This is a genomic window from Pseudomonas sp. P105 (genome assembly GCF_032614175.1).
Taxonomy (GTDB): Bacteria; Pseudomonadota; Gammaproteobacteria; order Pseudomonadales; family Pseudomonadaceae; genus Aquipseudomonas; species Aquipseudomonas rhizophila.
In genome coordinates this window covers 3,409,363-3,434,711 of record NZ_CP126693.1, presented here as the reverse complement: position 1 = coordinate 3,434,711, position 25,349 = coordinate 3,409,363, and the positions used below count along the sequence as shown (strand labels likewise).

21 protein-coding genes and 2 pseudogenes are annotated in these 25,349 nt (G+C 60.7%); 12 read left to right on the top strand and 11 right to left on the bottom strand.

Annotated features, from left to right (window positions below; translation table 11 throughout):
• Window positions 1-60 precede the first annotated feature (60 nt).
• Together QOM08_RS15415 and QOM08_RS15410 are read left to right on the top strand one after the other, a co-directional pair.
• The gene (locus QOM08_RS15415; protein WP_047225679.1) at window positions 61-951 is read left to right on the top strand and encodes a universal stress protein; all 891 of its coding nucleotides are present in this window, start codon (window positions 61-63) and stop codon (window positions 949-951) included.
• Window positions 952-1,052: 101 nt separating this feature from the next.
• Window positions 1,053-2,408: an MBL fold metallo-hydrolase RNA specificity domain-containing protein gene (locus tag QOM08_RS15410; RefSeq protein ID WP_107322777.1), complete on the top strand. Its 1,356-nt coding sequence runs from the start codon at window positions 1,053-1,055 to the stop codon at window positions 2,406-2,408.
• A 185-nt stretch (window positions 2,409-2,593) separates the two neighbouring features.
• On the opposite strand, the gene QOM08_RS15405 is transcribed toward QOM08_RS15410, so the two are convergent.
• Complete coding sequence (locus tag QOM08_RS15405) at window positions 2,594-3,130, bottom strand: Hsp20/alpha crystallin family protein (protein WP_047225871.1); 537 nt, start codon at window positions 3,128-3,130, stop codon at window positions 2,594-2,596.
• A gap of 88 nt (window positions 3,131-3,218) precedes the next feature.
• Window positions 3,219-4,712, bottom strand: a complete 1,494-nt coding sequence (arcD, locus tag QOM08_RS15400) for an arginine-ornithine antiporter (protein WP_188250784.1) — start codon at window positions 4,710-4,712, stop codon at window positions 3,219-3,221.
• A 264-nt stretch (window positions 4,713-4,976) separates the two neighbouring features.
• Here arcD and QOM08_RS15395 point away from each other — a divergent pair, with 264 nt between their 5' ends.
• Window positions 4,977-5,666: a phosphoribosyltransferase gene (locus QOM08_RS15395; protein ID WP_047225681.1), complete on the top strand. Its 690-nt coding sequence runs from the start codon at window positions 4,977-4,979 to the stop codon at window positions 5,664-5,666.
• Window positions 5,667-5,695: 29 nt separating this feature from the next.
• Here the strand turns inward: QOM08_RS15395 and QOM08_RS15390 are convergent, their stop codons facing one another.
• Both QOM08_RS15390 and fnr read right to left on the bottom strand, forming a co-directional pair.
• Complete coding sequence (locus QOM08_RS15390) at window positions 5,696-6,343, bottom strand: BON domain-containing protein (RefSeq protein WP_076384342.1); 648 nt, start codon at window positions 6,341-6,343, stop codon at window positions 5,696-5,698.
• Between the two features lie 237 nt (window positions 6,344-6,580).
• A complete protein-coding gene (gene fnr / locus QOM08_RS15385) occupies window positions 6,581-7,333 on the bottom strand; it encodes a fumarate/nitrate reduction transcriptional regulator Fnr (protein WP_076384344.1) in 753 nt (250 codons plus the stop codon).
• A gap of 390 nt (window positions 7,334-7,723) precedes the next feature.
• On the opposite strand from fnr, the gene QOM08_RS15380 reads away from it, so the two are divergent.
• The 3 genes from QOM08_RS15380 (at window position 7,724) to QOM08_RS15370 (ending at window position 12,171) form a co-directional block, all read left to right on the top strand.
• Window positions 7,724-9,526, top strand: a complete 1,803-nt coding sequence (locus QOM08_RS15380) for a PAS domain S-box protein (protein ID WP_188250785.1) — start codon at window positions 7,724-7,726, stop codon at window positions 9,524-9,526.
• Window positions 9,523-9,885 carry a response regulator gene (locus tag QOM08_RS15375; protein ID WP_076384348.1) on the top strand — a complete coding sequence of 121 codons (363 nt, stop codon included), beginning with the start codon at window positions 9,523-9,525 and terminating at the stop codon, window positions 9,883-9,885. Before QOM08_RS15380 ends, QOM08_RS15375 begins: the two co-directional genes overlap by 4 nt.
• 234 nt (window positions 9,886-10,119) lie before the next feature.
• Window positions 10,120-12,171 (top strand): pyridoxamine 5'-phosphate oxidase family protein, encoded by a 2,052-nt coding sequence (locus QOM08_RS15370; protein ID WP_188250786.1) that lies wholly within the window; start codon window positions 10,120-10,122, stop codon window positions 12,169-12,171.
• A 194-nt stretch (window positions 12,172-12,365) separates the two neighbouring features.
• Here the strand turns inward: QOM08_RS15370 and QOM08_RS15365 are convergent, their stop codons facing one another.
• Entirely contained in the window at window positions 12,366-13,271 is a 906-nt protein-coding gene (locus QOM08_RS15365) for an AraC family transcriptional regulator (protein ID WP_188250787.1), read from the bottom strand.
• 110 nt (window positions 13,272-13,381) lie between these two features.
• Between QOM08_RS15365 and QOM08_RS15360 the strand changes: the two genes are divergently transcribed.
• Both QOM08_RS15360 and QOM08_RS15355 read left to right on the top strand, forming a co-directional pair.
• A complete protein-coding gene (locus tag QOM08_RS15360; protein ID WP_139049898.1) occupies window positions 13,382-13,729 on the top strand; it encodes a carboxymuconolactone decarboxylase family protein in 348 nt (115 codons plus the stop codon).
• A 151-nt stretch (window positions 13,730-13,880) separates the two neighbouring features.
• Window positions 13,881-14,324: an HIT family protein gene (locus tag QOM08_RS15355; RefSeq protein WP_076384354.1), complete on the top strand. Its 444-nt coding sequence runs from the start codon at window positions 13,881-13,883 to the stop codon at window positions 14,322-14,324.
• 30 nt (window positions 14,325-14,354) lie between these two features.
• Here the strand turns inward: QOM08_RS15355 and QOM08_RS15350 are convergent.
• From QOM08_RS15350 to QOM08_RS15340, 3 genes and pseudogenes are all read right to left on the bottom strand, one after another.
• A pseudogene (locus QOM08_RS15350) lies at window positions 14,355-15,606 on the bottom strand (MFS transporter).
• 119 nt (window positions 15,607-15,725) lie between these two features.
• Window positions 15,726-17,492, bottom strand: coding sequence for a S8/S53 family peptidase (locus QOM08_RS15345; protein WP_188250788.1), 1,767 nt, complete (start codon window positions 17,490-17,492; stop codon window positions 15,726-15,728).
• A gap of 111 nt (window positions 17,493-17,603) precedes the next feature.
• Entirely contained in the window at window positions 17,604-18,500 is an 897-nt protein-coding gene (locus QOM08_RS15340) for an AraC family transcriptional regulator (protein WP_172833794.1), read from the bottom strand.
• Window positions 18,501-18,643: 143 nt separating this feature from the next.
• Between QOM08_RS15340 and QOM08_RS15335 the strand changes: the two are divergent.
• The 3 genes and pseudogenes from QOM08_RS15335 to QOM08_RS15325 all read left to right on the top strand — a co-directional run.
• A pseudogene (locus tag QOM08_RS15335) lies at window positions 18,644-18,724 on the top strand (3-oxoacyl-ACP reductase); the annotation flags it as partial.
• 16 nt (window positions 18,725-18,740) lie between these two features.
• Complete coding sequence (locus QOM08_RS15330) at window positions 18,741-19,142, top strand: VOC family protein (RefSeq protein WP_107322325.1); 402 nt, start codon at window positions 18,741-18,743, stop codon at window positions 19,140-19,142.
• Window positions 19,139-20,116 (top strand): saccharopine dehydrogenase family protein, encoded by a 978-nt coding sequence (locus QOM08_RS15325; RefSeq protein ID WP_188250789.1) that lies wholly within the window; start codon window positions 19,139-19,141, stop codon window positions 20,114-20,116. Before QOM08_RS15330 ends, QOM08_RS15325 begins: the two co-directional genes overlap by 4 nt.
• A 22-nt stretch (window positions 20,117-20,138) precedes the next feature.
• On the opposite strand, the gene QOM08_RS15320 is transcribed toward QOM08_RS15325, so the two are convergent.
• Window positions 20,139-21,062 (bottom strand): LysR substrate-binding domain-containing protein, encoded by a 924-nt coding sequence (locus tag QOM08_RS15320; protein ID WP_188250790.1) that lies wholly within the window; start codon window positions 21,060-21,062, stop codon window positions 20,139-20,141.
• Between the two features lie 113 nt (window positions 21,063-21,175).
• On the opposite strand from QOM08_RS15320, the gene QOM08_RS15315 reads away from it, so the two are divergent.
• A complete protein-coding gene (locus QOM08_RS15315; protein ID WP_177513909.1) occupies window positions 21,176-22,426 on the top strand; it encodes a cation:dicarboxylate symporter family transporter in 1,251 nt (416 codons plus the stop codon).
• 3 nt (window positions 22,427-22,429) lie between these two features.
• Here QOM08_RS15315 and QOM08_RS15310 read toward each other — a convergent pair whose 3' ends face one another.
• Both QOM08_RS15310 and QOM08_RS15305 read right to left on the bottom strand, forming a co-directional pair.
• Complete coding sequence (locus QOM08_RS15310; RefSeq protein ID WP_107322328.1) at window positions 22,430-24,025, bottom strand: argininosuccinate lyase; 1,596 nt, start codon at window positions 24,023-24,025, stop codon at window positions 22,430-22,432.
• 62 nt (window positions 24,026-24,087) lie between these two features.
• Window positions 24,088-25,329 carry an OprD family porin gene (locus tag QOM08_RS15305; RefSeq protein ID WP_076384365.1) on the bottom strand — a complete coding sequence of 414 codons (1,242 nt, stop codon included), beginning with the start codon at window positions 25,327-25,329 and terminating at the stop codon, window positions 24,088-24,090.
• Window positions 25,330-25,349: the final 20 nt, after the last annotated feature.

Sequence of the window (25,349 nt, the reverse complement as noted above, 5' to 3'; positions counted from 1 at the left end):
TGTACGCCCTGTCACGACTTCGACATCGCGCCGTTCGCCCTGACTTTTTGGAGATCCATCATGAGCCAGTACCAGCGCTTACTGCTGATCCTCAACCCGGCACAGCGACACTCTCCGGCCCTTCATCACGCAGCGGCCCTGACGGCGGCCAGCGGGGCGCACTTGCATGTTTCTGCGTTGGTGCCGTCACTGGACATTCTCAAGCTGTTGGAGCAGGAGCCCCGTGATGAAGCGCGTCAGAATTACCTGCAGGACCACCGTCACTGGCTGGAGGAGGAGGCCGACAAGATGCGGCGCCGAGGCCTGAGGGTCACCACGCAGGTGGATTGGGTCGACGGCATGGACGAGCAGATTCTGCAGCACGTTACGCAAATCCAGCCTGATCTGCTGATCAAGCAGGTGCAACACGAGCCCCTGCTCAAACGGGCCTTCCTTACTCCGCTGGACTGGCGTCTGTTGCGCCAGTGCCCGGTTCCCATGTACCTGGTGGGCGCCACCGGCCACGCCTTGCCGCGCAAAGTGGTTGCTGCGGTGGACCCTTCCAGCGACTTTGCGCAAAACAGTGGGCTCAACGACCGGATCATTCGCGAGGCAATCGGCTTGGCCTTGCAGTGCGACGCCGAGTTGCATCTGGTTCACGCCTATGAGGTTTCGTCGGTCTATCTCGGCGATGTCGGCGGAGGTGGCCTGACGCTTAAACAGCTCAGCAATGAACTGCGCAGGAGCCTGGAAAAAACATTCCTGGAGCTGGCCAACCTGTTCGGCGTGCCGGCCGAGCGCAGGCACTTCGTGCTGGGCCATCCGGTTTCAGCCTTGAGTGAGTTTGCCCTGGAGCATGAGGTCGATGTCGTGGTCATGGGGCGCTCGCAGAAGGGTGGTTCGCACGGGCTGTTGGGTAGCACCACGGAGCATATTTTGTATCAGGTGTCGTGCAGCGTACTGGCTGTGTGAAGAAACCGGTGCTCATGGCTGTGTCCTTGATGAAAATCAATGGCCCGCTGGGCGAATAGTGCGACCAATGGAACGCCAATCGATTGTTCAGGAGCACGCTCATGCGCATGACGTTTCTAGGGGCGGCCGGCACAGTCACCGGCAGCAAGTACCTGCTGGAGCATGACGATCAACGCATCCTGATCGACTGCGGGCTGTTTCAGGGCTACAAACAATTGCGCTTGCACAACTGGGACCCCTTCGAACTGCCAATGCGTGACCTGGACGCGATCGTGCTGACTCACGCACACCTGGACCACAGCGGTTACCTGCCAGTGCTGGTGCGAAACGGTTATCGCGGTCCGGTCTATGCCACGTCGGCCACCTGTGAACTGGTCAAGATCCTCTTGCTCGACAGCGCCCGCTTGCAGGAGGAAGAGGCCGAATACGCCAACCGCAAGGGGTTTTCCAAGCATGATCCTGCCATGCCGTTGTACACCCGGGAGCATGCCGAGCGGGCACTGAAACTGTTACGCCCGATAGCGTTCGATCATCCGGTGGATATCGCCCGTGGGGTGGGGATTGTGCTGCGCCGTGCGGGACACATCCTGGGCGCAGCCACGGTGCAGGTGCAGGCCGCTGGCGTTACGTTGGTGTGCTCCGGCGACCTGGGGCGCCCCGAGGACCCGGTGATGTTTGCCCCGCAAACCATCGAGCAGGCGGATTACCTATTGGTTGAGTCCACCTACGGCGACCGGAGGCACCCAAGCCAATCGCCCGAAGATCAACTGGCTGAAGTCATCACCCGCACCGCATTGCGCGGCGGCATCACCTTGGTGCCCTCGTTCACGGTCGGTCGGGCACAACTGCTGATGTATCACCTGTATCGCCTGAAACAGCGGATGGCGATCCCGGACATCCCCATCTACCTGAACAGCCCCATGGCCATTGATGTAACCCGCTTGTATCAACGCTTTGGCGATGAGCATCGTTTGTCCAGGGAGGAGTGTGAGGGCATGTGCCACATCGCGCACCCGGTGCGCTCGGCCAGGGATTCCATGAACCTGGACCTGCAACGCACCCCGGCGGTGATCATCGCCGCCAGTGGTATGGCTACCGGAGGGCGGGTGTTGTTTCACCTCAAGAGCCTGGCGCCCAACCCGATCAATACCTTGCTGATGCCAGGGTTCCAGGCCGGGGGGACGCGTGGCGCAAGGATCGTGGCGGGTGAGCCTGCGGTGCGCATCCATGGCAAGGACGTGCCAATCAACGCCGAAGTGGTGCCGATGCAAACATTGTCCGCCCATGCCGATGCCGATGAAATCATGCAATGGTTGCGCGGCTTCAAGACACCGCCCCGGCATACCTATGTCGTGCATGGCGAACCCAACGCGTCCGATGTCCTGCGCCATCGCATTCGCGATGAGTTGGGCTGGTCAGTATCGGTGCCGGAGTATCGCGACAGCGTGGAGTTCTGAGGCCTCCTTCGCGAGCAGGCTCGCTCCCACAAAGGTCCTGAGGTACGCGGTATTTGTGTTCACCGCCGGCCCCTGTGGGAGCGATCCTGCGCGCGAAGCGGCCCATCAGCTTCAACAACACATCTAAATGCACAGGCAAAAAAAAGCCCCTCGTCGTTGGCCGGCGAGGGGCAGGGTGCACAGCGTCAGTCAGCCTTGATCGGCACGACTTTTTCCGCTTTCAGCGCTTCCGGTTTTTTAGGCAGCGTCAGGGTCAGCACGCCTTTGCTGAACTGAGCTTCGATCTTGTCGCTATCGATGCCTTTTGGCAGGTTGAAAACCCGTTCGAAGGAGCCGTAATGGCGTTCGGACAGGTGATAACCTTTTTTCTTTTCTTCCTTGGCTTCTTTCTTCTCGCCCTTGATGATCAGGTTGCCATTGGCGAGCCGGATTTCGATGTCTTTCTGATCCATGCCGGGCAATTCGGCTGTGATTTCAAAGCTCTTTTCCTTCTCGCTGATGTCCACGGCCGGCAGGCTTGTGGAGAACTCCCTGCGCCAGAATGGCTCGACATCGAACAGTCCGCGACTGAAGGGAGAAAGACCTGTACCCCGGTTGAAGTCATCGAACAGGTGATCCACCTGCTGACGGAGTTTTTCCAGTGGATGCCAAAGGTCATTCTTGGCCGGATGCTGAGTGTTGTCTTGGGTATCGACCGGCATTTTTTTCACTGAATTGGACATTTGATTTTCCTCTTTGGTGATGTCCGGGCGGGACTTGGCATCATTGCCAGGGACCGGTTCCGGACGGGTCAATGCACGCTTGCAAGCCTTACAACGAGAGCTGGCCGGACCAGAGCATCCAGCCGGCGAAAATCGCCGCCACCCAGATCACCAGCAGCAACCCCCAGCCGAAACCATTGAGCGCATGCCCGGTCCTGGCCCGTTGGGCGCTGAGGTAAATCAGCGAACCGGGGGCATAGAGCAGGGCGCTGAGCAGCATGTAGCGGGGGCCGGCGGCGTAGAGCAGCCAAATGCAATAGGTGGTGGCGACCAAGGCGATGGCCATGTCCCGCAGTTGCAGGGCGCGGTGCCCGGCGTAGGTCTGGCCTTGCCAGGTCATCTTCAGCGCGTACAGGCCGCTGAACAGATAAGGCAGCAGGATCATCGAGGTAGCGAGCGAGATCAGGGCCAGGTAGCTGGCGCTCGAATACAGCGTCAACAACAGGAACAGCTGAATGCAGCCGTTGGTGATCCACAGCGCGTTGGCCGGCGCGCCGTGCTGGTTTTCCGAGGCCAGCGCGCGGGGCATGACCTTTTCCCTGGCCGGCGTGAACACCGATTCCGCTGCCAGCAGGGTCCAGGCCAGCAGCGCACCACCGACCGACACAATCAGGCCGATACTGATCAACACCGCACCCCAAGGACCGGCCACCGCCTCCAGAACACCCGCCATGGATGGGTTCTTCAGGGCAGCCAGTTCAGGTTGTCTGAGGATCCCCAGAGACAGGAGCGACACGGCAATCAGCAGCAGCAATGTCAGGACGAAACCGATCACCGTGGCCCTGCCCACATCCGCCCGGTCGGCGGCACGGGCGGAAAACACGTTGGCACTTTCAATGCCGATAAAGACCCAGACCGTCACCAGCATGGTGCTCTTGACCTGATCCAGGGTACTACCCAATGCCGGCGTGCCCCAAAAGTCGACCATGAAGGTGTCTTTGGAAAATCCGGCGATCACCAGGCCGATGAACAGCAGCAAGGGCACGACTTTGGCCACGGTGGTCAGGGCGTTGGCCTTGGCCGCTGTGCGCATCCCGCGCAGGATCATCCAATGCAACGACCACAGCACCACCGACGCACCGGCAATCGCGGCCTTGTTATTGCCTTCGCCGAACAAGGGAAAAAAGTAACTGAGTGCCGCGAACAGAATCACCAGATAACTGACGTTGCCAATCCACGCACTGATCCAGTAGCCCCACGCCGAATTGAAGCCCAGGAACTCACCCCCAAGCGCACGAGCGTAGGCGAACACGCCATTATCGAGTTCCGGTTGACGGTTGGAGAGGGTCTGATAGACCAGGGCCAGTGACAGCATACCCACGCCAGTGATCAGCCAGCCGATCAGGATAGCCCCGGCACCCGCGCTGGAGGCCATGTTCTGGGGCAGGCTGAAAATGCCGCTGCCGATCATCGAACCCACCACCAGCGCAACCAGCAGGCTCAATGACAGGCGTTTGGGTTCGACCTTTCGCAAACTGCCGGCCAAAGGATGAGGTTTGACGGCCGGGATGACCGGCTCAGTGCCTTGCAGGTGCGTTGCCATGATTGAAGCCTCCACGAGACGAAGGGGTCGACGACCTTCGCCGAAGCGAAGGTTCTAGCGCTGGTTATTAATCTCTGCGTGAAGAGGCTGGGTAGCATTGATTTAGATCAGAGGTTATGCAGGGCGTGCGTGCGTGAATTTCATAGGAGAAGGGCTGAGCTGCCTTGCAGGGAAATTGACATAAATCAACGCCGAGGCCGCTCTATCAGAGGACGCTGGATTGACGCTGAACGACGGGGCGCAACAGCCTGTGGAGGTTTTCCAATGAGTCAGAGTCCCTCAATGCAAACAGTGTGGAAGGACCGCAGCGCAGCGGGGCAAGGGCTGGTGGAACATTTGTTCAAATACGCCCATCGACCCGATGTCATCGTCCTGGCCTTGCCCCGCGGCGGAGTTCCAGTGGCTTATGAAGTGGTCACCGCTCTGCACGTGCGCCTTGATCTGATGCTGGTTCGCAAACTGGGTGTGCCGTCCAACCCTGAGTTCGCGATGGGTGCCATTGCCAGTGGTGGCATACAGATCCTCAATGACGACGCTCTTCGTGCCCATCCGATTGATCAGCCCAGTTTCGACGCCGTGGTTGCCCGGGAAACCCGGGAGCTGTTGCGTCGTGAGCAGGCGTATCGAGGCACTCGTGAGCCTGTACAACTCAAGGACCAGGTGGTCATCCTGATTGATGACGGTCTGGCGACGGGGGCCTCGATGATGGCAGCGATCCACGCGGTCCGCACGCAAGGGCCTTCGCGCGTTGTGGTCGCCGTGCCGGTTGGGCCGCTTGAAACAGTGGAGGCGCTACGCAGTGAAGTGGATGAGGTGATTTGTCCGCTTATTCCTGACTGGCTGGTTTCCATAGGCTATTGGTACAAGGACTTCCCTCAGACATCCGATGAAATCGTCATCGATTTGCTGCAGCGAGCCTGGCAACGGGAGTCGACCGCCGCGTCTCAGGGGTAGAGCGGCGGGACTGCGAACGGGCCTGCGACTCAGACAAGCAACAGGTGATCGTCCACCTCTCTGACCCCCGGCACCGACCACGCCGCCCGTTCCGCGATTTTACGCTGGCGCCATAAATGGACTTTGCCTTCGAGCCTCACCACATCCCCATCGACCTTGACGTGAATGGCCTTGGCATCCACTTCGGCATTGCGTTTAAGGGCCTCTTCGATACGACGCTGGATGTTGCCAGCGTCCACTCGAGGGCGCAGGGTCAGCCGATTGTTCACGCCCACCACGCCGGACAGCTTGAACACGGACCGCTCCACGCTTTCTTTCTGGTATTGCCATTCCACTTCGCCTTCCAGGCTGACCCAGCCGTTCTGCACGATGACTTTTATGTCGCCTTCAGGAACGTCGCAGCTCCAGTTGATGATCTTCAAGGCGCGATTGGCAATGGTGTCGTCTGCGGTGCCGGCGTTTTTATTCAGTCGGACCTGGATTTCCTCAGCTACGGCGCGCACGCCCTCGATGCTTTTGACGGCGCGTTCGGCGCTGATCTTTTCTGCATAACTGCCGACATGACCGGAAAGGGTGACGACGCCATTGTCCACGGCCACGCCAATATGGGCTGCGTTGAGGTCGGGTTGGAATTCCAGTTCTTCCAGAATGGTCTTGCGCAGGGTCAAGTCGCTCATCGTGGCGTCCTCCAGGTAATGCGAAGCGGGCGGGGCTATCAGCGCCCGGTCTGCTTTTTCTACGCCTGGGTGATGCCGACACATTGAGCTAAATCAACAAGGGTGTAAGTGGGGCAACGCGCTGTCGGGGCAACGGCCTGTGATTTGATGAAAATCAGCAGGGCGGTCGACCGTGCCAGCGGAAGGGGCGATCAGGTGACGGCACGTGATCAGTGATGCAAGCGCCTCGAGAGGGTTTCACCGCTCTGAATGGCGATGGCAACCAGCCACTTTTTGCTTGAGACCGGGCAGGTCCAGGATGGTGACGTTGCGTCCGTGCATGTCCACCAGTTCCTCTTCTCGCAGGTGCGCGATACCCCGGCAGATCGTTTCCAGCCGCAGGCCCAGATAAGAGCCGATAGCCTCACGGCTCATGCGCAAGACGAATTCCCTGGAGGAGTAACCGCGCATGTTAAGTCGCTGAGACAGGTTCAGCAGAAACGCCGCAAGACGTTCATCGGCATTCATGTTGCCAAGCAACAGCAGCATGCTGTGGTCGCGCACGATCTCCTGGCTCAGGAGCTTGTTGAGGTTGTGCTGTAAAGAGGGCAAATCGTGGGCAAGTTTTTCCAGGTTGCTGAAAGGAATCGGGCAAACTTCGCTGTCTTCCAGCGCTATTGCATTACAGGCGTAATGATCGGTGCTGATGGCGTCCAGACCGAGCATTTCGCCTTGCATCTGGAAACCGGTGATTTGTTCGCGTCCGTCCATCGACAATACGCTGGTCTTGAAGAAACCCAGCCGCACCGCATACAGAGAGCGCAGCGGATCGCCGATGCGGTACAACGCCGCGCCTTTTTTGACCTTCACACGCTGTGAGATCAAGGTGTCCAGGCGCTCGACTTCGCCGCCCGTCAGCCCGATAGGCAGGCACAGCTCAAGCACGCTGCAGTTGGAGCAAGCGGTTTTAAGGGAATGCACGCGCAGAAGTCGTGCTTCTGATTCGCTCATCGGAATAAACTCCTTTGCTGGAGCAATCATAGAAGATCAAACCCGTTGCGCCTGTAATTTGTCGTATATAGATATACCGGCTGTCATGTTTCAATCTGCAAGCTCAGGTCTTGAAGCGAATGGTTCGACAAACACGAGGCCGACTACACTCAATTGCTGCTCTTCAGCGCGCTAGAAAAGATCCCTGTCCAGGTTCAAACACCGAACCTGTTGAACTTTCATGAACTAGCGCGGTGAATAGGGATCTAGACCTCCAACATAACGGCTCTATGAAACATATCCGAACCCGCATTCAGAAGGATTATCCGAGCTGGAATCACCGACTCCGGCCATAAACCGGGGGCGATGGAGAGCGTGGGCGTTTCAGCCAGGCGGATTGAGGATTACCAGATGTCGAACATTGAAGAGCTTGCCGTGGAGGTTTGCGCTCCGAGCGAGTACCAGAGCCTGCTCACCCTGGGCGCGAGCGCGCTAGACGCCATACCGGGGGCGGTATACCTCTGTGATCACGAGGGTTGGCTCGTCAGGTACAACAGTGAAGCGGTCGAGCTATGGGGCAGGACGCCCATTATCGGGAAAAACGGTGACCGCTTCTGCGGCTCGCACCGGCTTTTTTTACCGGATGGCACGCCGCTGGCTTTCGAAGACTGCCCCATGGCTTCGGTGCTTATTACCGGCGCTGCGACACGCAATCAGGAAGTGATCATTGAGCGTTCGGATGGAACGCGGCTTATGGCGCTGGTGAACATCCGGGCCCTCAGGGATCGGCGCGGGGCCATTCAAGGGGCGATCAACTGTTTTCAGGATGTCTCGGCGCGTCATGCGATGGCCGAAGAGCTTCGTCGCAAGAGTGCCGACCTCGAGGATTTTTTTGAAAACAGCGCGGTGGGGCTTCACATTGTCAGCAACGCGGGCATCATCCAGCGTGCCAACAAGGCCGAGCTGAACATGCTGGGCTATACGGCTGACGAATATATCGGCCGCCACATTACGGAGTTTCATGTGGATGAGCCCGTTATTGGTGACATCCTCAATAAACTGGGCAGCGGCGAAAGCCTGGACAGCTACCCGGCGCGGTTGAGGGCCAAAGACGGCACGATCCGGCATGTAGCGATTACCTCCAATGGGCGTTTCGAGGACGGTAAGCTCTTTCACACACGCTGTTTCACCATCGACGTCACGCTCGCCCAGCTAATGGAAAGCCAGATTCGCGAAAGCGAACGGCATATGCGCAATCTTCTCGAGGCTCTGCCCGCTGCGGTTTATACAACCGATGCACAAGGGCGCATCACCTTCTTCAATCGGGCGGCTGTCGAATTGTCTGGCCGAACCCCACAGTTGGGGGACATGTGGTGCGTGACCTGGAAAATATTCAATACCGATGGAAGCGCGCTTCCCCACGACCAGTGCCCGATGGCGGTGGCCTTGAAGGAAAACCGCCCGATACGTGGTGTCGAGGCCATTGCCGAACGGCCGGATGGCACTCGTGTGCCGTTTGCGCCGTATCCCACACCGCTGCATGACGCCGATGGCAACCTGGTGGGCGCCATCAACATGCTGGTGGACATCACCGAGCGAAATCAGGCGCAGAACCGGCAGAAGACCCTGATCGACGAACTCAATCATCGGGTCAAGAACACCCTGGCCACCGTGCAATCCCTGGCGGCACAAACGGCGCGCAATGCCGAGGATGCGAACGACGGTTACAGGCGTTTCGAGGCCAGGCTGCTTGCGTTGTCCCGGGCTCACGATCTGTTGACCCGGCGCCATTGGGGCCATACCCCGCTGGGGTCCCTTGCCCATGAAGTGCTGATGCCGATATTTGGCCAGGAACCCAGTCGAATCGTGGTTGAGGGCGACCCTGTCGATGTCGGCACCCGCGTTGCGCTCAACCTCACCATGACCCTCAATGAACTGGCGATCAATGCACTGAAATACGGCGCGATGTCAGTAGAGACGGGCACGCTTTCAGTGAAGTGGGTTGTGCAACCACAATCCGATGGAATGCTACTGACCCTGGACTGGCGCGAGCAGGGCGGGCCACGGGTGGCCCAACCCAAGCGGGAAGGGTTGGGTTCGCGTTTGATGAAGCGCTGCATCGAGCGCGATTTGGGCGGGACATTTGACCTGACCTTCGACCCGAAGGGCGTTTGCTGCCGAATCTCGTTTCTGATCCAGGCGTCCAGCCCATGAGTTCGTTCCCCGGAGTCAGGGTGCTGCTGGTTGAGGACGAAGGCACCATCGCCATGCTGGTCGAGCAAATGCTGGAAGAGCTCGAATGCGTGGTGGTGGCATCAGTGGCACGGCTCGCTACGGCCTGCGAAGTGGCGAATCGGGTGGCAATTGACCTGGCCATTCTGGATGTCAACCTGGCCGGTGAGCGGGTTTTTCCGGTTGCCGAAATTCTCCAGGCGCGCCAGATTCCGTTTTTATTCAGCACCGGATACGGTGCCAGCGGGCTGCCGAACGAGTTCGCCCATCGTCCTGTGTTGCACAAGCCATTCTCCGAAAACGAGTTGCAACTGAAGATCGCTCTTGCGCTGGGGCGCTGACCTTCAGCGATGAGCGGGCACGCTGTCCGGCCCTGGTGATTCCCCGCAGGCGCCCTGGACGGTTCATTCCAGTTTATGAAACAGTGGATTGCAGTTCGTGCGTATTCCTCCCCAATCCCTTTGGGAAGAAGATAACCCCACCTGCAATGCACCCTCGGCAAGAGGCGTAGCGCAGTCCCCCTGACCGTAGCGTCTTAACGCAGCCTGCAAGGCTGCGGGCGCGAGGAGTAGCTGATGGACGAAGCCGCGAAACCACAATCCTCACCCTGGCATGAAGGCGAACTGACCTTGCAACGCTCGGTCGGTGCGGTCGACATGATGACCAGCGTCGGCCAGCGACAATTGGCGCGCAACTGGATGCCGGACCAGCACCGGGAGTTCTACGCACAGTTGCCTTTCGTGGTATTGGGCGCCGTGGATCGGCAAGGTGACGTGTGGGCGACCCTGCGCACCGGCAAGCCCGGTTTCATGAGCTCACCTGATCCGCAAACCCTGCAGATCAATCTCAAGCCGCAACCCAGCGATCCGGCCCAGGAGGGCATGGGCGAGGGGGCTGCCATCGGCATGCTGGGTATCGAGTTACACACCCGCCGGCGCAATCGCATGAACGGCAACATTCGCCGTCTGCTCGATCACGGGCTGGAAATTTCCGTCAGCCAGGCCTATGGCAATTGCCCTCGCTATATCAACCTGCGCCAATATTCCTTTGTCCGCGAACAGGCCGGCGACGCCCGGCACCTGGTGGCAACGGACCCATTGGCCCGTCGCCTGATCACAGCGGCTGATTCGTTTTACATCGCCACCTATGTGGAGCGCGACGGCGAACGGCAGGTCGATGCGTCCCACCGCGGCGGCAAGCCGGGTTTTGTGCGCATGGACGAGGACGGCACGCTGACCATCCCGGACTTCTCCGGAAACCTGTTCTTCAACACCTTGGGCAACATCCTGCTCAATCCCCGCGCAGGCCTGATCTTCGTCGATTTCAAGACCGGCGATCTTCTGCAAATGACCGGTTCCGCCCAAGTATTGCTGGACGATCCCGAAATTGCCGCGTTCCAGGGCGCCGAGCGGCTGCTGCGCTTCAAGCCGCAGCGCGTGGTTTACCGCCAGGCCGCGATCCCGTTGCGCTGGAAGGACCAGAGCGCGGGCGACTCGCCCAATTCATTGATGACTGGCAGTTGGGAGCAGGCCGCCGAGCGCTTGCAGGCCGAAGCCCTGCGGACCCAATGGCGCCCATTGCGCGTGGTTCGTGTGGTGGATGAGAGCCACAACATTCGCTCCTTCTACCTGCAAGCCGCCGACGGAGCGGGCGTGCCCCGGTTTGACGCCGGCCAGCACTTGCCCGTGCGGATTTCGCTGGAGGGGCAGAAAACGCCATTGATTCGTACCTACAGCGTGTCCAGCGCACCGTCGGATGATTTCCTGCGCATCAGCGTCAAGCGCGAGGGCTTGGTCTCCTCGCATCTGCATGACCGGATTGAGGTGGCGCAGCAGATCGAGGCGCGAGCGCCCCAAGGGCATTTCACCGTTCAGGCCGCTGAGCGGCGGCCCTTGGTGCTGCTGGCGGCGGGCGTGGGTGTGACGCCGCTGTTGTCGATGTTGCGCGAAGTGGTTTATCAGGGCCTGCGCATGAGTCGGATGCGTCCGGTCTGGTTGGTGCAAAGCGCGCGCACGGTAGCCGACCTGGCATTTCGCGAGGAAATCGATGAGCTGGTCAAGCGTGCCGCAGGTAAGGTAAAGGTACTGCGCCTGGTCAGCCAGCCGCCTACGGAAGGTGTGGGGCAAGGCTACGACGCGACGGGCAGGATCGATGTAGAGCTGCTCAAGCAACTGCTGGCGCTCGATGACTATGACTACTACCTGTGCGGGCCCGGCAGCTTCACCCAGTCGCTGTATGACGGGTTGCGCAAATTGCGCATTCCAGACGATCGCATTCATGCCGAAACCTTCGGCCCATCCACACTGGTACGCGACGCCGAAGTCAGCGTGCCAGCGGCCCCGCAAGTGCCTGCATCGAGCGAGTCGGTGAAGATCCTGTTCGCCAGCTCCGGCAAGGAGGCCCGCTGGGAACCGGGCAGCGGGACCCTGCTGGAGCTTGCCGAAGCCCGGGGCCTGAGCCCTGAGTTCAGCTGCCGCGGCGGTTCGTGCGGCACCTGTAAAACCCGGCTAAGCCAGGGGCAGGTGCATTATCTGAACAGTCCGGCCGAGCCGGTTGCCGAAGATGAGGTACTGATCTGTTGCGCAGTGCCGGCACAGGGGAGTGAGACCGTGGTTCTGGACGTTTGAGCAGGTGCTACTCCCTCGCCAAAAGAGCCGCTTTTTGATCGTTCCCACGCTCTGCGTGGGAATGCATCCCGTGACGCTCTGCGTCACCTTCCAGAAGCGGAACGCGGAGCGTCCCTGGCGACATTCCCACGCAGGAGCGTGGGAACGATCGAATCTCTGGCTCCAATCGCCCAGCCCAGCGCCCTTGCCACAGGCTAGATCGTACGTCGCACTTTTCCTGGTGCTTGCCCGTAAATCTCCTTGAACTTCTTGCTGAACGCCGCCTGGGATTGGTAACCGACCTGCACGGCAATATCGCTCAAGCCCAAATGTGAATGGCTGAGCAGACTGAACGCCAACTCCATGCGTATTTGCGTCAACAACACCCAAGGAGATACCCCGGCCACGCGAACGAACGTTCGCATGAAGTTCGCGCGGGACATGTTCGCGAGGTCCGCCAGGCCTTGGATCGTCCACTCGTAGGCCGGATCTGCGAGCATCGCCTGCCAGGCTCGGCCCAGACGTTTATCGCCCAACAGCGCCAGCGAGCCGCTGTCCTGGCCGTGATTTGCCAGATGCGCACGCAGAATAAGCGTGAACAATGCTTGGGAAAGCGCATCGAGCAGAAAACGAGCACCGACCTTGGCCTCATCGGCTTCCGCACGAATGACTTCCACCAGCGCGGGTAGCGGACCGTTGGCCGGCAACGCGCCGCTGGGGATGACCAGGTATTCGGGCAGGGAGGCAAACAGCAGTGAGGCCCGATTGAAGTGAAAGTCGCCACACAGCATGTCCAGTTCGGCACTGGCGTTGCCAATACGATGGACCGGCAGCGCGCCACCTGTGACGAGTTTCGGTGAAGTTGGCGCCACTGTTTTTCCAGGGCTGTGCATCAGGTGTCGCGCACCACGGGGCAACAGCAGGATGTCACCTGCGCGCATGGGCAAACGCTGCCCATCGGGAAACTCCACCCGGCACTCTCCCGCCAACACGATGTGATAGGGCGCTCTGCCCAGGGCTTGCTGTTCATGATCCAGAGCCCAGTCACCCTGGAATTGACAGCGTAGATCCAGACTGCCGCGCACATTGGCCAGGCTGATGAGTCGATCGATCGCATTCATTTGAGAGCATCGCCAAAAAAACTGAGCGGATTGAACAAAATCGACCCGCGCCGGAGTGAAAAACTGAGGGCGTCGAAACAGTACACCCAACCCACTCAGGAGTTAATGCCATGTTCCACAACTGGTCTGAATTGTTGCCCACCATTCAAAAAGCCTTTGGCGCACTGGGCAAGAGCAACCCGAAAATGGTCAAGGCCTACATGGCCCTTGGGGAGGCCGCCAGCGAAAATGACGTACTCGATGCCAAGACCCGCGAGCTGATTTCAATCGCGATCGCGGTCACCACCCGCTGCGATGGCTGTATCGCCGCGCACACGGACTCGGCGATCAAGGCCGGGGCGAGCCGAGAGGAAGTGGCCGCCGCCCTGGCAACCGCGATCTCGCTGAATGCAGGCGCTGCGTACATTTACTCGCTGCGTTCGCTTGAAGCCTATGACACGTTGAAAAACCGCGCGTGACGCAACGCAACTTCAGGCCCCGGCACTGCAAAGTACCGGGGTTTTTGTCCGTTTTATGGAAAACAGCCAGTTGATTGTGCTAAACCTTCTGATCGGTTGATGCCGGCTTGCTGGCAGTCAACTGTCCTGACAACCGCTTAAAGGAATGATCATGAGCCTGCACGGCGATTACGATCCGCAGAACATCTTCGCGCTAATCCTTCGTGGCGACGCGCCGTGCTACAAGATTTACGAAGACGCCGATGTACTGGCCTTTCTGGATATCTTTCCTCAATCGCGCGGCCACGTCCTGGTGATTCCCAAAGCGTCCCAGGCCCGGAATATTCTTGATGTCGAGCCTGCGGCCCTCGGCGCGATGATGTCTGCCGTGCAGCGGCTCACACGGGTCATCGTGGACGAGTTGAAACCCGATGGTGTGCAAATCGCGCAGTTCAACGGGGCTCCGGCCGGGCAAACGGTCTACCACATTCATGTACACATCGTCCCTCGCTGGGAGGGCGAGGAGGCGGGCATACATGGGCGGGGCAAGGCCGACCCCGAGGAGCTCAAAGTGCTGCAGGCACGTCTGGTCGAGCGCATCCGTGCAGGGGGCTAGCGCTGGCCCGATCCTGACGTAGGTAGAGAGTCAGTACACGGTTTTCTTGAAAGGGCGGGTGACCACGCCCGTGTAGAACGCCAGGATCGCGAGGCCTTGCACCACGACGGCGGCAACCACGATAGCGGCGATGGCCTGACTCGGTTCGGCAAAGACCGAACGGACCAGACCGAAGAACGCCGGAGCGAAGGCATAGGTGGCTTGACTGATTGCGACCATCAGCGCAATCACCCTGGCGGTTTGTTCACGGCTGAACTCAGTCTGGGCGATCAACGGCGGCAATGAAGTGGCGTTGCCGATTCCCGAACCGATCAACACCACCGCCACCCAGGCGACCGCCGGATGGATATCCAGGCCCAGGAGCATCAGTGTTCCAAGCATCTGAATCCCATAACCCAGGCAGGCCAGTTGACGGCGGTTGACGCCTTGGGTCATCAGGCGTGCGGCCACGTAACGCCCGCCCATGGCGCTGGCGGTGGCCAGGCCCATGGCGAATGAGGCGTCATGGGCGCCCATGCGTCCCGCCAGAATCGAATACAGGTGGGCGATCAAGCCTATCTGGGCGAACAACCCCAGGGACATGCCCGCTGCCAGGGAACGGAAACTGGCCGACTTGAGAGTTTGCGCCGCAGTCCAGGGTACGGCGCTCGTGCCAGTCGCTACCGGTTCTGGTTGGTCGGCGTTGTCCGGATGCTGGCCGAGGCTTTGAGGGCTTTTATTGAACACCAGAAAGGCGAAGCAGCCGAGCAGCACCACGGCTGCGAGGCTGATCACCAGCGCCGCCGTGGCAAAGCCAAAACGCTCGATCAGTAACACCCACAACGGCGAGAAAATCACCCCACCCATGCTGGCGCCGTTGTAAGCCTTGCCCAAGGCTTTGGGCCGCTCCTTGATATACCAGGGCGCGATCAGGGTGTTAACGGCGGCGGCGCCCAATGTCACCCAACCCGATGCCCGAGCAGATGGCCCCGGCATACAGCACCCATAATTGGCTGGCCTGAGCCCAGATATTCACCCCGACCCCCAGCACCACGCAGCCCAGCAGGGTAATGGCCGGTACACCGAAGCGCGCGTAGAGCCTTGGCAGGTTGGCGATGACCAGGGGGCCGCTGAGAAAGTGCAGCGTAACGGCCGCCGACACCTGGGCCACCGGCCAGCCGGTGCGATCCATCACGGCCTGCATATAGATCGGCGGCCCATAGAAACCGACCCCCCATCCGATCATTGCCAGGATGAATGTGCAGGCCAGTACGGTCTTTCCAAAAAAACGGGTGGGTTTCATCGCCATCTCCTCCATGTGGGCTCACAGGTTATGCACCTGAGGCATCGCTCACTTCGAGGAGGGTCAAACTATGGATGTCGCTGCAGCCAGTACTTTTTATCCCACACCCGGTGCCAGGTTCAGCGCACGCGCGTGCGGCTCTGCTCCGCCAGGTCCAGCGCTTTTTGCATGTCCAGCCGCGCCGAACGCCCCACGTCCTTGTCGTTAAGCTGATAGCTGCGCTCCGACGGTAGGATAGGGGCCGTGAGGTCCTCGCCATCCATCCGTTCGAAGTCGTGGTTTTCACCAATGGTCATGGCGCTGCGCCGGAGCAGCATGCGTAGTTGCTCGGGCTGGAGTTGCGGGTTGATGGACAGCATCGCCGCCAGCAAGCCCGCGACCATGGGCGTGGCATAGGATGTGCCGCAATGCACTGCGCCGTTTTCGCCGGCGCTGGTGGTCGAGGCGTGGGCGCAAGCGGCGGCGGTGATGTCCACGCGCATGTCGATATTCGAGGAGCTGCGCTTGACCGCATAGGCCGGATCATCGACGGCAACCCCGGCGCGCTCGTTGCGCTGGTGCCCGCCGACCACCAGCAGTTGTTCGGTGATGAACGAAGAGGGCAGGCGGTATTCATCGGTGCCCGAGAACGAAGACCCATTGCCGGCGGAGTTCACCACCACCACGTCGGGATGCTCCTTGCGCAGCCACAGGAAAAACTCTTCCAGCAGTTCCTCGTAACCGCTCATGGCGATGCCTGAGCGCAACAGCGAGTCGACTTCATCGCCTTTGACGTTTTTCGCGCCAACGCGGTGAATGCCCCAGCTCCAGTTGAGCACCCGCACGCCGTCCTCCACAAGGTTGACCGAGGCGGCGATGTTGGCGGTGATCCCGGCATCGGAGTTGCGCTCGACAATGACTTCGAAACCACCGCTGGCTTTGTCCAGACCCCGGAGAAAACCGGTGTTTCCACCGTCATCCCAGCGCGCGGCGAGAATGCCGGCGACGGTGGTGCCGTGGTTGTCTGGCGTACTCGCATCGCGCGCATAGACGCAGGTGCGCGGCATCGAGCAGCCACCGAGGTAGTCGGCGAAATCGGCGGTGTCGAAATCCACGTTACGTTCGATCAGGCCAATGCGCACCGGTTGCGGCGGGGTGGGCGGTTGCCGCGCAGGAATGCGCCGCTGGTAGTAGTTCACCGCGTCGAGAAAACGGTTGGCGGCCCATTCATCGGAGTCCAGGGCCGGCTTCTTCGGCTCTTCGGGGTGAGCGCTGGCTTGCTCGGCCTCTTCTGCCGCCGACTCCTCGATCACCACGGCATCGACACTGGTCTCGCTGCCCATCCGTAGCACCAGCGCGTCGCGCTGCACCAGATCCTTGGCAGGTAGCCGAAGCTGATACAGGTTCAGGGGAGCAATACTGCCGACGACCTTGGCGCCGTATTTTTGGGCGAGACGCTCAGCTTCCTGGCGCCCATCGTGATTTTCCTCGATCAACAGGCTCACCAGATCGACGTAGGTGCTCAAGCCGTCCATGTTCTTGGCGACTTCGTCCGGCCCGGCGGCCAATACGTGACTGTTGCGCAGGCTCAGCCAGGCTGCATTGCTGACGCGCTGCCCGTCTTCCAGCCAAATAGGGCCGCTCTGATAGGCGGCGCTGTCCAGGCGCACGCGCAGGTTTTGCCCTTCGCGTTGGACAATGAGCGCGGGTAGCGTTTTTTCACCGAGTTTCAGTTGTGGCGTTTGAGTATCCAAGCCATGCACCGTCAGGCACCAGTCCTGATGCTGGCTCTGCAGCAGGTCACCGCAGCGGTCCAGGCGTTCCAGACGCAGCGGTTCTTGTGCGGCGGCCGCCGTGCTGGCGGCCAACGTGAGCAACGTAGCGAGGACAGCAGATCGTAAGGACATGAGTCAGGTTTCTTTGCCGAGGGGCCTGGTGTTCCGACTGCCCCGTGGCCTGTTTCGTTCAGCGCGAACAGCAACGGTGACTGACTCACAGCATCCGGGGAAAAAACCGTTTCATCTGATCTGCTCGCCGAGGATTTCACCCTGAATTCTTGCCGCATCGCGTGCTGGGGGCAGTCCGAATACTCGTGCGTAATCGCGACTGAACTGTGTAGCGCTTTCGTAACCGACCTCCAATGCCGCGCTGGTAACGCTTTTGGCATGGGCGACCAGGAGTGTCCGAGCCTGAAGCAAACGCACTCTTTTTTGGTACTGCAGAGGGCTCAGCGCGGTCACGGCTTTGAAGTGACGGTGAAAGGCCGAAACGCTCATCGCAGCCCGTTGTGCCAGCGCTTCCACGCGAATGGACTCGGCAAATTCCCGGCGAATGTACTGGATCGCGAGGCTGACCCGAGCCATGGCGCTATCGGGTGCTGCGATATCACGCAGCATCCAGCCGTGAGGGCCTTGTAACACCCGGTAGAGGATCTCTCGTTCGTAAACTGGGGCAAGGGCCGCAATGTCTTCAGGCCGGTTCATCAACCGCAGCATGCGGACCCAGGCATCCATCAACTCGGGCGTGACTGAGGCTACCGAAAAGCCCGCATCCTTTTCGTATTGGCCGACAGGCTTTGGCAGGTCGGCGAGCAAAGTTGCCAGGACCGTCGGGTCGAGTGTCAGGCTGACCGCCAGGTAAGGTTCGCCGGACGCAGCGGGATGGACTTGGCCGACCGCTGGCAATTCGATGGACATGACGAAATAGGTCGCAGGGTCATAGTCCAGCGTACGGTCGCCGATGGTCATTGACTTACTGCCTTGCAGAATCAGATTGATCATCGGTTCGTAAACGGCGGCCAGCAAATGCGCCGGGATTTCACCCTGGACCATGGCCAGGCGCGGTATGCCCGTTTCCGTGCGGCGGTTCTCGGCCCGAGCAGCCAGGGCGCGCAGTTCATTGAGTGGGTTGGTCATGGGGCCATCTGAACGCAGGCGGATGCGTCCACGCAAGCAAAAAGTAGAAACAGGCAGGATTCGAGCAGGAACGGCTGCGCTCGCTACCAAGGCGATGGTTACTGTGGTGACTCAACTCAGTGACAGTGGCGCAGCGAATGAGCGTGATCGCCATGCTGCTGTCCGAAGAAGGACGCTGGATCAATGCTCAGACGATCGAAGTCGCGGGCAGCTACAACATCTGAATAGCGAGGCTAGCGCATGCTTGATCATATTTTTATCTCAGTCAGCGACATTGAGCGTTCCATCCGTTTCTACACCGCGACACTGACCCCGCTGGGCATTACCGTGCGACTTGATTACGACGGCAAGGACGGACCGCCAGGCCACCCGGATCTCAAGGGCTTCGGCGCCAATGGGCGGATGTTCTTCTGGTTGCGCGAGGGCGTGGTCGAGGGGCGAGCCGTGCATGTCGGTTTCGTGGCGAGCAGCAAGGCCGAGGTCAACGCGGCGTATGCGGAGGCCATGGCCAGTGGCGGCCGCGACAACGGCGCCCCCGGCGCACGTCTGCATTACGACCCCGATTACTACGCAGCCAATGTCCTTGACCCGGATGGCTACAGCCTCGAATTCGTCTACAAGAACTGGCAGCACAATCAATGAAAAAATTAATGATCTACGGCGCGACGGGCTACACCGGGCGCATGGCTGCCGAGCATGCCAAAGCGTTGGGGCTGGAATTTGTCATCGCCGGACGCAATGGCGAAAGGTTGCAGGCTCTGGCTGCTCAACTGAACGTCACGTACCGAGTGTTCAGCCCGGATAGACACGCAGCACAATCCCTGGAAGGCATCAGCGTGCTGCTGAACTTCGCCGGGCCTTTTGCACAGACAGCGCCCGCCCTGATGCAGACCTGCATCAAGGCTGGGGTCGACTACCTGGATATCACTGCCGAGATCAACGTCTATCGGCAGGCCGAACAGCTTGGCGCACAGGCCGTCCAAGCGGGTGTCATGTTGCTGCCCGGCGTCGGCTGGGACGTGGTGCCGACAGACTGCCTGGCCATGCATGTCGCCCGTCGTGTACAGGATCCGCAGTCGCTGAAGATGGCGCTGCAGGTCGCAGGCTCCATGTCACGGGGATCGGCTTTGAGCGTCAGCGAGATCATCGGCGCGGGGCTCTTGGCGCGGGTGGACGGATTACTGGTGGCAACACCCGACGCGCAGCCTCAGCACTTCGACTTTGGCGATGGCCCGGCACTGTGCGCACCGCTGTCCTTCGGTGATCTGATCACCGGGTGGCATTCCACCGCAGTCCCGAATATCGCCATGTTCGTGAATATCACCGGTGATGCCTTTCCCGAAGGCGACCTGTCACAACTTTCCGACGGCCCAAGCGTTGAACAACGTGAGGCCAACCGCGCCCGCGCCGTGGCAGAAGTCACAGGAGCTGACGGCACGGTAGCGCGTTCAATGATCGAGACCGTCAACGGCTACACCTACACCCCCCTGGCGGCTGTGGAGGCGGCGCGGCGGGTGCTGGACGGTGAGCGGCGGGCAGGCTTTGAAACCCCGGGCCGGATGTTCGGTGTCGGTTTCGCCGAGACGATTGCAGGGACGACAATCACTGATTTATAGGGCGCTATAGCGCTCCACACGATCACCCTACGGCCTGCTTGCGATATCCCTTCGCCAGGTCCCGAGCCAGCACGACGAAATTGCGCAATGCGGGCGATTCGTTGTCCTGGCGGCAGACCAGCGTCAGCGGTGCGACAAGGCGGGGGCGGGCGCCCAGGATGCGACGGTAGACGACACTTTCCCGGTGAATGTCGCGCATCGAGGCCGGCACGACCGAGACACCCTCACCAGCCGCAACCAGGCTGACATTGGTCAGCATTCTTTCCACTTCGAAAGCGACTCGCGGTTCGAAGCCGACCGCCTCGCAGGCGCGCAACAGATTGGCGTACATCCCCGGCGCGCCGGGCCGACGAACCAGGATAAAGGGCTCGTCACGTATGGCCCGCAGGTCTACGGCATCGGGGTGCTCGGCCAATGCGGGGTGGCCCACCGGCAACACCATCAATAATTCCTCCACCAGCAGGCGATGGAACTCGATCCCGTCTGGTCGGCTGACCGGCGCACGAAGGATGCTCACGTCCAACTGGCCGGCGCTGGCACGTTCGGTCAAGCGACCGGCGTTGCCTTCGGCGAGCGTGATTGCCACCGCCGGGTACTGTTCGCGAAAGGCACGGATGATGCGCGGGATCAGCGGGTGTGCCGCGGCTGATGAGGTGAAACCAATTGCTAATGTGCCTTCCACGCCCTTGGCCACCCTTGCAGCCCGACGCGAACCGTCCTGCACGCGGGCCAGGATGGCCTTGGCCTCCTCCAGAAATACTGCGCCACCGGTGGTCAGGTCAGCGCCCTTGGGATGGCGTTTGAACAATTCGAATCCGAGTTCGGTTTCCAGCGCGCGGATCTGTTGGCTCAGCGGGGGTTGTTGCATGTTCAGGCGCGCGGCGGCGCGGGTGAAATGCCCTTCTTCGGCGACCATGACGAAATAGCGGAGATGGCGAAGTTCCATATAAACGGGAGTCCTGGTGGGGCGGGAGCAGACCGGTGGCGCAACTGCGGCTCTTGATCGGTTAGGATACGGGGCACTGAAGCGACTAAAACAACAATATTGCGCGACGGCCCATGATTTTAGCCAAGCTATACCGCAACGATACCCTGCTGATCCTGATCGCGATTGCCCTGGGCATATCGCTTGGTGTCGTGCAGCCGCAATGGGCGACGCGGATGAAGCCGCTGAGCGATGTTTTTCTCGGCGTGATCGGCCATGCGGTACCCCTGGTAATGTTCGTGCTGGTGTCTTCTGCGGTGGCGGGCTTCGGCGAGCGCGGGCAAAAGACGCGGTGTGCCAGCCGCGTGCTGGCTTACTTCCTGCTGATGACCGTGCTGTCGCTGATCACCGGGGCGGCACTGGCGATATTGCTGGCACCTGGCGTCGGCGGTGAGTCGCTCCCGGCTTCCATCGCGCGGCCGATCAGCGATCTGCCCTCGGCGGTGATGACCAGCCTGGCTCAGATAATGGCTCATACCGTCATTCTTCCCGTGTTGTTGGCTGCATTGGTGTTCGGCCTGGGGCTTGGCTATGCCGGTGATGCGGGCGAGCCGCTGCGGCGCAGGCTGGATGCGCTGGTCGGCTGGCTGCTGTGGGCGCTGCGCAAGGTGCTCAGATTCGCGCCACTGGCCGCCTTCGGGGCGATGGCCTTCACGGTGGGGCGCTATGGGCCAGCATCCGCTTGGTCGCTGCTCAAGTTCGTGGGCACTGTCTACTGCGCCTGTTTGTTGTTTGTCACCCTGGTGCTGGGCCTGACGGCGCGGTGCACCGGCCTGGGGTTATGGCGTCTCATCGTCTATATCAAGGCCGAACTTTGTCTGGTGGCCTTTACCGGCGCTTCGGTGGCGGCGGTGCCAGGGCTGATCGAAAAGCTCGAGCGGGCCGGATGCGATCAGCGGGTGGTGCGGCTGGTGCTCAGCACTGGCTACACCTTCAATCTCACCGGCTCGAATATCTACCTGACCTGTGCCCTGGTGTTTCTCGCCCAGGCCGCTGGGGTAGTGCTGGATGGACCGCTTCTGGTAATGCTGTTGTTGGTGACGCTTGTGACCTCGATGGGCTCGACCAGCGCGGCTGGCTCTGCCTTTTTGACGCTTGCCGCCACGGTGGCCGGCCTGAATCTGGTGCCGCTGGAAAACCTCGGGCTCCTGCTCGGTGTCGAGCGATTGATGAAATGCCGATCACTGACCAACGTGATCGGCAACAGCCTGGCGTGTGTGGTGATCTCGGCCTGGAGTGGTGCGCTTGACCGCTTGGCCCTGCGCGAGGCGCTGATGCCCGGGAGGAAGGCGACGCTTCCCGACGCTGTGGCCGGGAAGCGCTAGGGCTCAGTTCTTCAGCAGTGCGCCAAAGGCATTGTCCAGGCTGGTCTCGGCCTTCGCCAGCCGCTCACGGCGACCATTGGCCCAGTGCTGATCACCGGCCAGCGCGTCGTTCGCTTCCTTGAGCATGCGCTTGACTTCGGCCGGTTGCGGGCCGCCCGTGCCGACGCGGGTCTTGACCATGTTCTGCGGCGACAAAGTGGCCCGGAAAGCTGGCTCAGTCAGCGGCAGGGTGCGGGTCTTCCAGTTGTACTTCTGCGCCGCTTTGGTGAACAGTTGCTGCGCCTCGGCGTAGGGGAAGTTGGCTGGCACGAAACCTTCCTTGCGCGCATGGCCTACCACCAGCGAGGCGAAACTGTGACCGATACGGAAGGGCACCTTGTGCTCGCGCTCCAGGGTGTCGGCCAGCTCCATCGAGGTGGTCCATTCGCCTTCCAGTTCCTCCAGCGCACGCTGCGGATTGATCACCAGCGCATCCAGGACCTGGCGCGTGCGGACGAACATCTGCTGCGCATTATCGAACAGCCCGAGTGCGTCGAAGGCGAACTTGTAGTCGGTCATGCCGGTGGTCACGTTGTGCGCACGCAGAGTGACGGTCTGGGCAAGACCGACCACATCAGTGGCCGATTCCCGCGCGCGCATGATCAGGCCCGGGTTGCGCTTCTGCGGCATGGCGCTGCTGGTGTAGGTGGCGCCTTCCTCAAGCAACAGCCAGGGCCGAATCTGATGATATTGCGTATGGATGTCGCCCAGCATCGCGCCGATACGAATCGCCGAGGATGAGGCAATCCCGGCCGCCTCAATAGGAATGTCATAGGTCGAGACCTGTCCGGCATCCAGCGAGTTTTCCCGGACGCCATCGAAACCGAGCAATTCGGCCAGGCGTTCACGGTTGAGTGGCCAGCCGGAATTGGCCAGCACCGCCGTGCCCATAGGGCTGAGATTCAGACGCTCATACAGCTCGCGTATACGCTGGGCGTCGCGCTCGAACGCGGCCTCATAAGCCAGCAGGTAATGGGCGTAGGTGATCGGCTGCGCCTGCACGCCATTGGTGTAGGCGGGGATCAGCGTATCGACATTGTCCTTCGCCAGCTTCAGCAGTTGCGCGCGAGTGTCATTCATTGCGTCGGTGTAATCCAGCAGTTGGCTGCGCAAGGTCGCGAGACGGTAGGTGGCGTACATGTCCTGGCGACTGCGGCCGGAGTGAATCAGCGAGGCCTGCGGGCCGATCTTGTCGATCATGATGCGCTCGATCTGTAGCACGTCGCTGGGCTTCTTGCCGTCGGGTTTGCCGGCCTGATCAATCACGTACTGAACGCCGCGGGCGATCTCTTGCCCTTGTTGGCGGCTGACGATGTCTTCTTCAGTCAGCATGACGATGGACGCCTTGTTGATCCGGTTGACCCAGGTGAACTGGTTGTCGTGCTTGCTGTGCTTGGCACCAGCACGATCGACCGTCGCGCCAATCTTCGCCGCCTCGGCCGCGCATTCGGCTGTGGTGCGGCAGGGCAGGTCGGCAGTGTCTGCCGCCTGTGCGCTCAGCTGGGTGGTGGCCAGGGCGCACGCCACGGCCAGGCAAAGCAGTGTTTTTCGCAAAGTCATGATCAATATCCTGTTCAGCAAAACCGTTGCCCGCTCGGGCAACGGTGCGGTGTGGGCGGGCGTTAGAGCAGCGACAATGTGTAGCTGAGGATGAAGCGGGTCTGATCGATGTCATTGCCCGTGCTTCGGTAGGTGCCGTTGCGCAGCTTCACGCCGAAGTTCTTCAGCGCGCCTTGCTGGAACACGTAGCCGATATCGGTATTGCGTTCCCACTCACGGCCGTCACGTCCGCCAGGGCCGTCGAAATCGTCGCCCCGCACATAGCGGGTCATGAAGCTCAACCCAGGCATGCCCACGGCCGCGAAGTCGTAGTCGTAGCGCAACTGCCAGGACTTCTCGCCGGGGCTGGCGAAGTCCGGCGAGATCATCACGTAGTTCACCAGATACGAATTGGTGCCATTGATATGCGGAAAACCCGTCTCGCCACTCATCTTCTGGTACGCCGCCCCGAACGCGTGACCGCCAAGCTCATAGGTGAACTTGGCGCCAAAGGCATCGTTGTCGACGTTGGTGTTTCCGGCCTCGGTGGAACGGGCGAAGCGCAGATCGCTCTTGAACGCCTGGTCCTCGCCCAGCGCCAGCACGTGCGCCAGGTTGAAGATGTGCTGCTTGTAGTTCTGATCCAGATGGCCGTAGTGATAGCCCGTGGTCAGTTTGGGCGTCCAACGATAACTGGCGCTGGCGAAATCGAACCGGTCACTGGCCTGACCGCCGCTGATGCCCTTGCCGGCCACCAGCATGTCCTCATTAGCGGGGGAGTTGCGCAGGCTGTTCTGGGTCAGGCGCCCCGCGTTCAGCGTCAGCCCGCTGATTTCCCGCGAGGTCAGCATCCCGCCGCGAAAAGTCTGCGGCAGCAGGCGCGAGTCGTTGGGCAGCACGGTCGGCAGCTTCGGCACCAACGTGCCGGCGTACAGCGTGCTTTTCGAATAACGCGCCTTGGCTGTCACGCCCAGCTGGCTGTACTCATCCGGTGCCTTGTCATCGCCGACCGGCAACAGGCCAGAGTTCTGCCGGTCCGGCCCCGAGTCGAGCTTTACCCCCAGCAGGCCAATCGCATCGATACCGAACCCCACCGGCCCTTCGGTGAATCCGGACTCGTAGTTCAATAGAAAGCCCTGCGCCCATTCTTCGCGTTTCGACTGGTTGGCGTCTTCCTGTCGGTAATCGGCGTTGAAGTAGAAATTGCGCAGTTCCAGCGATGCCTTGCTGTCCGCAAGAAAGTCGGCCATGACCACGCCCGGCAAACTCGCGCCCAGCGTAGCGGTCGCAATTGCCGCGGCGAGCGGCTTCGATGACCTGTGCATTGATGTCTCCTGATTATTTT